Source organism: Roseinatronobacter sp. NSM (genome assembly GCF_052379845.1).
Lineage (GTDB): Bacteria > Pseudomonadota > Alphaproteobacteria > Rhodobacterales > Rhodobacteraceae > Roseinatronobacter.
Genome location: NZ_JBQTCF010000065.1, coordinates 1 through 8,486, shown reverse-complemented (window position 1 = coordinate 8,486; position 8,486 = coordinate 1). Strand labels below are relative to the sequence as shown.

10 protein-coding genes are annotated in these 8,486 nt (G+C 62.0%); 3 read left to right on the top strand and 7 right to left on the bottom strand.

Going from position 1 to position 8,486, the window contains the following annotated elements; genetic code table 11:
• Positions 1 to 14: 14 nt before the first annotated feature.
• The 7 genes from ACTZWY_RS19255 to ACTZWY_RS19225 form a co-directional block, all read right to left on the bottom strand.
• Positions 15 to 338, bottom strand: coding sequence for a transposase (locus tag ACTZWY_RS19255; RefSeq protein WP_444792332.1), 324 nt, complete (start codon positions 336 to 338; stop codon positions 15 to 17).
• Positions 339 to 468: 130 nt separating this feature from the next.
• Positions 469 to 672: a hypothetical protein gene (locus tag ACTZWY_RS19250; RefSeq protein ID WP_444792331.1), complete on the bottom strand. Its 204-nt coding sequence runs from the start codon at positions 670 to 672 to the stop codon at positions 469 to 471.
• 468 nt (positions 673 to 1,140) lie between these two features.
• Positions 1,141 to 1,908 (bottom strand): energy-coupling factor ABC transporter ATP-binding protein, encoded by a 768-nt coding sequence (locus ACTZWY_RS19245; RefSeq protein WP_444792330.1) that lies wholly within the window; start codon positions 1,906 to 1,908, stop codon positions 1,141 to 1,143.
• Between the two features lie 19 nt (positions 1,909 to 1,927).
• Positions 1,928 to 2,689: an energy-coupling factor transporter transmembrane component T family protein gene (locus ACTZWY_RS19240; RefSeq protein WP_444792329.1), complete on the bottom strand. Its 762-nt coding sequence runs from the start codon at positions 2,687 to 2,689 to the stop codon at positions 1,928 to 1,930.
• Position 2,690: 1 nt separating this feature from the next.
• On the bottom strand, positions 2,691 to 3,314 hold the full coding sequence (gene cbiM / locus ACTZWY_RS19235; RefSeq protein ID WP_444792328.1) for a cobalt transporter CbiM: 624 nt from the start codon (positions 3,312 to 3,314) through the stop codon (positions 2,691 to 2,693).
• A complete protein-coding gene (locus tag ACTZWY_RS19230; RefSeq protein WP_444792327.1) occupies positions 3,301 to 3,765 on the bottom strand; it encodes a carboxypeptidase-like regulatory domain-containing protein in 465 nt (154 codons plus the stop codon). The genes cbiM and ACTZWY_RS19230 overlap by 14 nt, the downstream gene beginning before the upstream one ends.
• On the bottom strand, positions 3,749 to 4,456 hold the full coding sequence (locus ACTZWY_RS19225; protein ID WP_444792326.1) for a hypothetical protein: 708 nt from the start codon (positions 4,454 to 4,456) through the stop codon (positions 3,749 to 3,751). The genes ACTZWY_RS19230 and ACTZWY_RS19225 overlap by 17 nt, the downstream gene beginning before the upstream one ends.
• Before the next feature lie 334 nt (positions 4,457 to 4,790).
• On the opposite strand from ACTZWY_RS19225, the gene ACTZWY_RS19220 reads away from it, so the two are divergent.
• From ACTZWY_RS19220 to cybH, 3 genes are read left to right on the top strand one after another with little or no spacing between them, the layout of a single operon-like run.
• Complete coding sequence (locus ACTZWY_RS19220) at positions 4,791 to 5,921, top strand: hydrogenase small subunit (protein WP_444792325.1); 1,131 nt, start codon at positions 4,791 to 4,793, stop codon at positions 5,919 to 5,921.
• 3 nt (positions 5,922 to 5,924) lie between these two features.
• Complete coding sequence (locus ACTZWY_RS19215; RefSeq protein WP_444792324.1) at positions 5,925 to 7,715, top strand: nickel-dependent hydrogenase large subunit; 1,791 nt, start codon at positions 5,925 to 5,927, stop codon at positions 7,713 to 7,715.
• 11 nt (positions 7,716 to 7,726) lie between these two features.
• Entirely contained in the window at positions 7,727 to 8,452 is a 726-nt protein-coding gene (gene cybH / locus ACTZWY_RS19210; RefSeq protein ID WP_444792323.1) for a Ni/Fe-hydrogenase, b-type cytochrome subunit, read from the top strand.
• The last annotated feature ends 34 nt before the right edge of the window (positions 8,453 to 8,486 follow it).

The window sequence follows — 8,486 nt, the reverse complement described above, 5'->3', positions numbered from 1 at the left end:
AGTATCCGTCTTGATCAAGCAGTTTTCGGTGTCCATTCGCGGTCTTGTCGGACGATTGCGTTGGCCAGTTCGATCAGTTTTCGCATGAGCGCTGTCAGGGCGACTTTTGCGGGTTTTCCGGCTTGGATCATGGTCTGGTATCTCTGCCTCAGATCCGGGTTGAAGCGGGCGGCAACGAGCGCGGGCATGTAGAGCGCATCGCGCAGAAACTTGCGCCCGCCCTGAATGAACGCCTTTCCACGCCATTGGCCCGATTGCCGAGTCATGGGAGCGCGGCCTGCGAGGCTCGCGATCTGCTTGCGCGTCAGGGTGCCGATTTCCGGACATTCGACAAGGATCGCGACCGCAGTGACCGGGCCCAGCCCTGGGATTGAGCAGAGAATGCCAAAGGCACGCGCCCGTTTCGGGCACTGTCGTGTGAGATCAAGCAGCGCCGCTTCCAGCTCAGTGAGTTGGCGCTTGATTTGCTCAAGTCGGGCCTTGGACTGGCGTTTGAGCAGAGCCAGGGACTGTGTTTTCGAACGGTTCAGCAGTCGCGTGCGCCCCGATCCAGCGCCGCAGCGCGCGCTGGCCTGCGGCGGAGTTTGCGAATTGCGCAGCCGCGCCGGTGCTCAGGCGATGCACATCGAGCGTGTCTTTCGAGATGTCGATTCCGATGGTATCCTTGTTCATCTTCGCTGTCCTCTGCTTGTCGTAGAGGGCTCCAGTGCCGCTCTGTATCCGTTCAGGCCTCAGGCGAAGACGATGGCTGATCACACTCTAAAACGGTCCCTCACGACCAAGCCTGTGACGATCCAGCCACCGCCAGCGCGCGCCATAAATGGCGTGGCGTGCTGGGGCTCTCTTTTCGCATAAGAGCCGGGATCAGCATAAGACAAGCATGTCGCGTTCATTCGCATTCACGCCACATACTCTAACTTATTGATTTCGCAGGTTCGAGAAGCTCAAAACCGGTTCCCACTTTTGAGCAACCTACTCTAGCCCTACATGCCGCGCGGCGCAGGCGCAAACCGGGGGCGCGCCCTTGTGCAGGCGCTCTCAGAAGGGTGCAAACCTGCCACTGGCCGCCACAGGCGGTCACGCGACAGGCGCGCGCGGGGCGGCTATGGGGCGGGGGGCAAGTCTGCGGTTTGGGGGGCGTCAGACACTGGCTGCAGGCTTTGGCGCATGCACATGCGCTGCAGGCGCGTGCGGGGTCAGGGAATGGGGCACTTCTTGCCCGTGCGCGGCCATCAGGCCCGCATTGCCCAGAACCTGCCGCGCGGGGCCATCGGCACAGATGCGCCCCTGATCAATCACAATCACGCGCGGGCACAGTTCCAGCACCAGTTCCAGATCATGGCTGGCCACCACCAGCGCCTGATCTGTCCGGCCCAGCAGCGCAATCAGGTTGCGCCGGTTGCGCAGGTCCAGCGCCGCGCTGGGTTCGTCCAGCAACATCAGCGCAGGACGCATGACCAGCGCCCCGGCAATACAGGCGCGGCGTTTTTCACCGCCCGACAACTGGTGCACAGGGCGGTCGGCCAGCGCGCTCAGGCCGCAAGCGGCCAGCGCCTGCGCCACGCGCGCGTCCAGTTCCGCCCCCGCCAGCCCCATATTGCGCGCCCCGAAGGCCACATCTTCCGCCAGGGTGGGGCAAAACAGCTGGTCTTCGGCCTGCTGGAACACCAGCGCCACATCGGGCAGGAACTGTCCCGTGCGCAGCGCCTGCCCGTTCAGGCGGATTGTCCCCGCATGCGGCGACAGAACGCCCGCGATGGACAAAAACAGACTGCTTTTGCCCGCACCATTGGGACCGACAAGCCCCACACGTTCCCCATGTTGCAGGGTCAGTGAAATGTCGCGCAAAACAGGCGCGTGGTCGGGCCAGCCCACGCAAACCCTGTCCAGATGCAATACTTCTGTCATTGCGCAGGCCCGTTCCCGTTCAAAGCGTCCCTGTTGAAAGCGCGCGATCCAGCACAACCAGCGCCAGACTGCCGACCGCGACGCCGACCATAGCGCAAATGTCGCGCCCCGCAAGCGGGGGCAGAACCGGCAGCGTCCCTGCCGCCCCATAGCCGCGCAGGCGCATCGCCGCCCAGATGCGTTCCGCGCGGCGTTGCCCCCGTATCAGCGCTGATGCCAGAAGGATGCCCTGTTCCGGCAGGCCCCGCCAGCCGCCCGTGCCGCCACGCAACCGCCGCGCCAGCCGCGCGCGCGCCAGTTCGGCGCGCAATTCATCCAGGTAGCGCAACGTCAGCAACGCCAGATCGGCCATCAGCGCAGGCACCCCCAACGCACGCGCCCCCGCCACCAGCCGAAAGGGCGCCACAGGCGACAACAGCGCCAGCGTAACCACCACGATGGCCAGCAGCCGCCCGCCCATCAGCCCCCCCGCTTCCAACCCCTGAAGATGCCAGCGCAGCGGACCAAGCTGCCACAAAACCTGATCCCCCGCCAAAAACGGCAGCACCACCACGAAGGCCAGCGCCAGCACACCCGCCCCGCGCAGGCGCGTCCGTACCAGCCCCCCATCCGCGCCCGAGACTGCCAGCACCAGCAGCGCACCCGCCCCCAGAACGGGCAGCATCATGACAGTGCCAACAGACGCAAAGGAAAACGCCAGCATCAGCGCCATGACAAGCCGCACCCGCGGGTCTGGCAACACTGGTGCGGGGGCAGCGGGGGCCGGGAGGGGGGCTGCCATGTCAGGCATGTGGCACCAGCGCCGGTTCCACACGCCGTAACACCCGCAACAGCGCCAGCACGATGACCCCTTCGGCCGCCACCAGCGGCAGATGCGCCAGCACGAATGCCTTGATGGCCAGCGATTCCGCGCCTGCATCCAGCGCCACCGGCAGCCCCCCCAGCACGATGGCGGCAAATATCGCCAAAGCCGCAACCACAGCGCCACTGCCCGCGACCAGCGCCGCCACATCCGGCCAGCGCCGCCCCAGCCCGCGCCACACCCCGAAGGCCAGCAGCGCAGGCAGGCCCACAATAAGCCCGTTCAACCCCAGCGTGGTCACCCCGCCATGGCCAAACAACACCGCCTGCAAGAACAGCCCCACCATGATGGCGGGCATGGCAAACCACCCCAGCATCACCCCCATAAGCCCCGATAACATAAGATGCACCGAGGTGGGCGGCACCGGAATAGCCACCAGCGACGCCGCAAAAAACACTGTTGTCAGCATGGCCGCGCGGGGAATACCCGCACGCGGATCAGGCAGGCGGTTCAGCCGCGACACCGCAAGTGCGGTCAGCGCGCCACTTGCCGCATAGCCCGCAAGCGCGAATTCCACCGGCGCGATCCCGTCAGGCAGATGCATCGGGCCTGCCTTTTTTGCGCCAGGCAAACAACGCTGTGCCGACAGCGCCCCATGCCACCAGCGCAATCATTACCACGCGTTGCAGCCATGTATCTTGTGCGGTTGCAGCGACCATGACCGGCGCTGCGTCGCTGATTTCCACATGGGCCATGACACCATGGCCCGCCTGACGCACCTGCACTGACCAGCGCCCGGCAATGTCGTCGGGGATGAAATCAAAACGCCCGTCACGGTCTGTCACGCCCCGGCCCCAGATGTCAGACGGGGTGTCAGGCGCATAGATGATGACCTGCGCCTGCGCCATGGGTTCGCCTGTGTCATAGCGCGCCTGCAGGCGGATGGCCTGTGTGGTTTCGGCAGTCATGACAGCGCCATGCGCGAAGGCGTTTTGCGGGGCCATCAGCCCCGCAACGCCAAGCGCCAGTCCTGCCAGATTACTGCGCAGCGACATGGCAATGCCCTTCGCCCACATGGCCCAGATGCAGCCCCGCCAGCGAAATGTCATGCACCCCGCCCGCGCTGAAAGCGTCAAAGCCCAGCGCGCCAAGGTTCATCGCGTCCCCTGCCCCTTTGTCGGCGCGGCCGAACAAATGGTCCAGATGCAGCGTGATTTCCAGATCCGCCGCGCCCCCGTCTGTCACGATGCCCTTGCGCGCCGCGCCCAGATATTCGCCACATGCATGGACGACTGTATCCGCGCTGCGCAGGCTAAAGGCCACTTCCTGCCCATCCTTGCGCGCCACCCCGTCCAGAACCAGCGAAATGCCCGACGCATCGGGCACCAGCGCCCAGGACAGCGCATTGTAATGGCCCGCAGGCGCGGCCAGGGTCGCCAGCGCCACGCGGTCATCTTCATCGGCATTGACCATATCCACAGTGAACGGCCCCCCAATGCCCAGCGCAGTTCCGTCAATATGCGGCCCATCTGCCATGAAGGGGGGGTCAGTCTGCCACGCGGTGATCTGGTCAAACGTGGCCGTGATGCGCGAAAATTCCAGCGCCCAGCCATCGCGCGTCAGCTGCGGGGCGCTGAAGCCTTCGGTGGCCAACTCCTCACCCGATGCGAAAATCGTCAATGTGCCCGCCTGCGCGCCCAAGGGGGCAATCAACAGGAATGACGCGGTAAAAACGGATTTCATCATGGCACTTTCCTTTATGACGATAAGGCATATCCGGGGGCACATCCGGCACAGTATGACGTTCTTATGAATTTGTCATACACGCGAATTCAGTTCCGTCAATGCCCGCAAAACAGCGCCATCGCGGGGCGCTTGGCGCGTGTGGAAAGTGCATTTCCGCCACAAAACAGGGGTGGAAAGCCCCTCACCAAGGGGCATGCAGCGGTCACGCGCCAAAGCGCCGTGAAATCAGCATCTTAGGCGAATGGCGCGACAAGAGGCGATTTTCCTGCCTGTTTGCCTGCGAATTGGGCATTTTTTTGGCCAAGATATGCATTTTCCACCGCAGGAGGTTCCCGTGTCACATGCCCAGACCCAGTCCGAGCGAATCGAAACCTTTTACGAGGTGATGCGCGCCCAGGGCATTACGCGGCGCAGCTTCATGAAATATTGCTCGCTTACGGCTGCAGCCCTTGGGCTTGGCCCGGCCTTCGTGCCCAAAATTGCGCATGCGATGGAAACCAAGCCGCGCACGCCCGTCATCTGGCTGCACGGGCTGGAATGCACCTGCTGTTCGGAAAGTTTCATCCGGTCCGGCCATCCGCTGGCCAAGGATGTGATCCTGTCGATGATCAGCCTTGATTACGACGAATTGCTGATGGCCCCGTCCGGCCTTGCGGCGCAAGCGGTGCTGGAAGAAACCATTGAGCGCTACAAGGGCAACTACATTCTGGCGGTAGAAGGGAACCCGCCCCTGAATGAAGACGGCATGTTCTGCATTTCCGGCGGCAAGCCGTTTGTCGACAAACTCAAACGTGTGGCCAAGGACGCAAAAGCGGTCATCGCATGGGGGGCGTGCGCGTCCTATGGCTGTGTGCAGGCCGCCAGCCCCAACCCCACACAGGCCACCCCCATTCACAAGGTCATCACCGACAAGCCCATCATCAAGGTGCCCGGTTGCCCGCCGATTGCCGAGGTGATGACCGGCGTGATCACCTATATGGTCACATTCGACCGTATTCCCGCGCTGGACCGGCAGGGCCGCCCGCTGATGTTCTATTCGCAGCGCATTCATGACAAATGCTATCGCCGCCCGCATTTCGATGCTGGCCAGTTCGTGGAAAACTGGGATGATGAGGGCGCGCGCAAGGGTTATTGCCTGTATAAAGTGGGCTGCAAGGGGCCGACCACCTATAACGCATGCTCCACTGTGCGCTGGAACGAAGGCGTCAGTTTCCCCATCCAGTCGGGCCATGGCTGCATCGGCTGTTCGGAAGACGGGTTCTGGGATCAGGGCAGTTTCTATGACCGCGTGACCGACATTACCCAATTCGGGGTCGAGGCCAATGCCGACCGCGTGGGCCTTGCGGCTGTAGGGGCCGTCGGCGGGGCCGTGGCCGCGCATGCCGCGCTGTCCGCCCTCAAACGCGCACAACAAAAGGCACAAGGCCATTCCAACGCGGCCAAAGCCCATAAAGAGGAGGCATAAGACATGCTGGAAACCCCCAACGGCTATACCATGGACAATACCGGCCGCCGGATTGTCATTGACCCTGTGACCCGCATCGAAGGGCATATGCGCTGCGAAATCAACGTGGATGAACAGGGCGTCATTCGCAATGCGGTGTCCACTGGCACCATGTGGCGCGGGCTTGAAGTCATCCTGAAAGGCCGCGATCCGCGCGACGCATGGGCCTTTACCGAACGCATCTGCGGGGTCTGCACAGGCACCCATGCGCTGACTTCGGTGCGCGCGGTGGAAGATGCGCTGGGCATCATGATTCCCGAAAACGCCAATTCCATTCGCAACATCATGCAGTTGAACCTGCAAATCCACGACCATATCGTACATTTCTATCATCTGCATGCGCTGGACTGGGTGAACCCGGTCAATGCCCTGCGCGCCGATCCAAAGGCCACGTCGGAATTGCAGCAGATGGTCAGCCCCGCACACCCGCTGTCCAGCCCCGGCTATTTCCGCGATGTGCAAAACCGGCTGAAGAAATTTGTGGATTCCGGCCAGCTTGGCATTTTCAAGAACGGCTATTGGGACAACCCCGCCTATAAACTGCCCCCTGAAGCTGATCTGATGGCGACTACCCATTACCTTGAAGCGCTGGATCTTCAGCGCGAGGTGGCGAAAATCCACACCATTTTCGGCGGCAAGAACCCGCATCCCAACTGGCTGGTGGGCGGCGTGCCCTGCCCCATCAACATGGACAGTGTGGGCGCGACCGGCGCAATCAACATGGAGCGGCTGAACCTGGCCAGTTCCATCATCGACAAATGCATCGAGTTCAACAACAACGTCTATATCCCCGATGTCATCGCCATCGGCAATTTCTACCGCACATGGCTGCATGGTGGTGGGCTGTCATCGCAGGCCTGCCTTGCTTATGGCGACATTCCCGAAAACGCCAATGATTTCAGCGCAGGGCAGTTGCATTTGCCGCGCGGGGCCATCATCAACGGCAACCTGTCGGAAGTGCATGACGTGGATGTGCGCGACCCCGAACAGGTGCAGGAATTTGTGGACCACAGCTGGTATACTTACGGCGAACCGGGGCGCGGCCTGCACCCCTGGGACGGGATATCAGAGGCACAATACGAACTTGGTCCCAACGCGAAGGGCACGCGCACTGACATCAAGGAACTGGACGAAGCCGCCAAATACAGCTGGATCAAGGCCCCCCGCTGGCGCGGTCACGCGATGGAGGTCGGCCCGCTTGCCCGCTACGTCGTGGGCTATGCCAAGGGCCATGAGGATATCAAAGATCAGGTGGACGGGCTGTTGCGCACCATGGACCTGCCCTTTGACGCGGTGTTTTCCACCCTTGGGCGCACAGCGGCGCGGGCGCTGGAATCGGAATATTGCGGGCGATTGCAGAAATATTTCTTCGACAAGCTGGTGGCCAATATCCGCAATGGCGACACCCACACGGCCAATGTCGAAAAATGGGACCCGAAAACATGGCCCAGCGAAGCGCGCGGCGTGGGCATGACCGAAGCGCCGCGCGGCGCGCTGGGCCACTGGATCCGCATCAAGGACGGGCGCATCGAAAACTATCAATGCGTGGTGCCCACCACATGGAACGGCAGCCCGCGCGATGTGCAGGGCAATATCGGCGCGTTTGAAGCAAGCCTTATGAATACGCCCATGGAACGGCCCGATGAACCGGTGGAAGTGCTGCGCACCTTGCACAGTTTCGACCCCTGTCTGGCCTGTTCCACACATGTCATGTCGCCAGATGGCGATGAACTGACCACTGTGCGCGTGCGCTAAGGAGGGATGCCATGACCGCCCCCACCGACCCCGGCACCCCCTTTCACAAGGCGGGCACGCATAAGCAAACTTCGGTCTATGTCTATGAAGCGCCTGTGCGCATATGGCATTGGGTGAATGCGTTTGCCATCCTTGTTCTGTGCGTGACCGGCTATTTCATCGGAAAACCCCTGCCCAGTTTCACTGCGCAGGAAGCCACCTATCAGTTCTTCTTCGGCTATCTGCGTTTTGCCCATTTCGCCGCGGGCATGGTGCTGACAGCGGGGTTTTTCGGGCGGCTGTATTGGGCCTTTGTGGGCAACCACCATGCGCGGCAATTGTTCAGCTTTCCGTTCTGGAAACGCCATTTCTGGGCCGAAGTGGTGTTTGAACTGCGCTGGTATTTCTTCATGGCCAGGGAACCCAAGAAATATGAGGGGCATAACCCGCTGGCGCAACTGGCGATGTTCTTTTTCATCACAGTCGCCACAGTGTTCATGATTGTGACGGGCTTTGCGCTGTATGCTGAAGGGCTGGGTCAAAGCCATTGGATGTATAGCGCCTTTGGCTGGGTCATCCCGCTGGCGGGGAACAGCCTTGATGTGCATATGCTGCACAGAATGGGCATGTGGGCGATGGTGGTGTTTATCATCATCCATATTTATGTGGCCGTGCGCGAAGACATCATGTCGCGCCAGTCCATTGTCTCGACCATGATTTCGGGACACCGCACCTTCAAGGATGACCGCCCGGATTGACACACAACCCTGACTCGCATTGCAGGGCGGCCCC

What these genes read in the sequence shown, in the direction of transcription:
- ACTZWY_RS19250 (WP_444792331.1), bottom strand. Translation starts at nt 672, where the DNA reads ATGAACAAGGATACCATCGGAATCGACATCTCGAAAGACACGCTCGAT.
- ACTZWY_RS19245 (WP_444792330.1), bottom strand. Translation starts at nt 1,908, where the DNA reads ATGACAGAAGTATTGCATCTGGACAGGGTTTGCGTGGGCTGGCCCGAC.
- ACTZWY_RS19240 (WP_444792329.1), bottom strand. Translation starts at nt 2,689, where the DNA reads ATGGCAGCCCCCCTCCCGGCCCCCGCTGCCCCCGCACCAGTGTTGCCA.
- cbiM (WP_444792328.1), bottom strand. Translation starts at nt 3,314, where the DNA reads ATGCATCTGCCTGACGGGATCGCGCCGGTGGAATTCGCGCTTGCGGGC.
- ACTZWY_RS19230 (WP_444792327.1), bottom strand. Translation starts at nt 3,765, where the DNA reads ATGTCGCTGCGCAGTAATCTGGCAGGACTGGCGCTTGGCGTTGCGGGG.
- ACTZWY_RS19225 (WP_444792326.1), bottom strand. Translation starts at nt 4,456, where the DNA reads ATGATGAAATCCGTTTTTACCGCGTCATTCCTGTTGATTGCCCCCTTG.
- ACTZWY_RS19215 (WP_444792324.1), top strand. Translation starts at nt 5,925, where the DNA reads ATGCTGGAAACCCCCAACGGCTATACCATGGACAATACCGGCCGCCGG.
- cybH (WP_444792323.1), top strand. Translation starts at nt 7,727, where the DNA reads ATGACCGCCCCCACCGACCCCGGCACCCCCTTTCACAAGGCGGGCACG.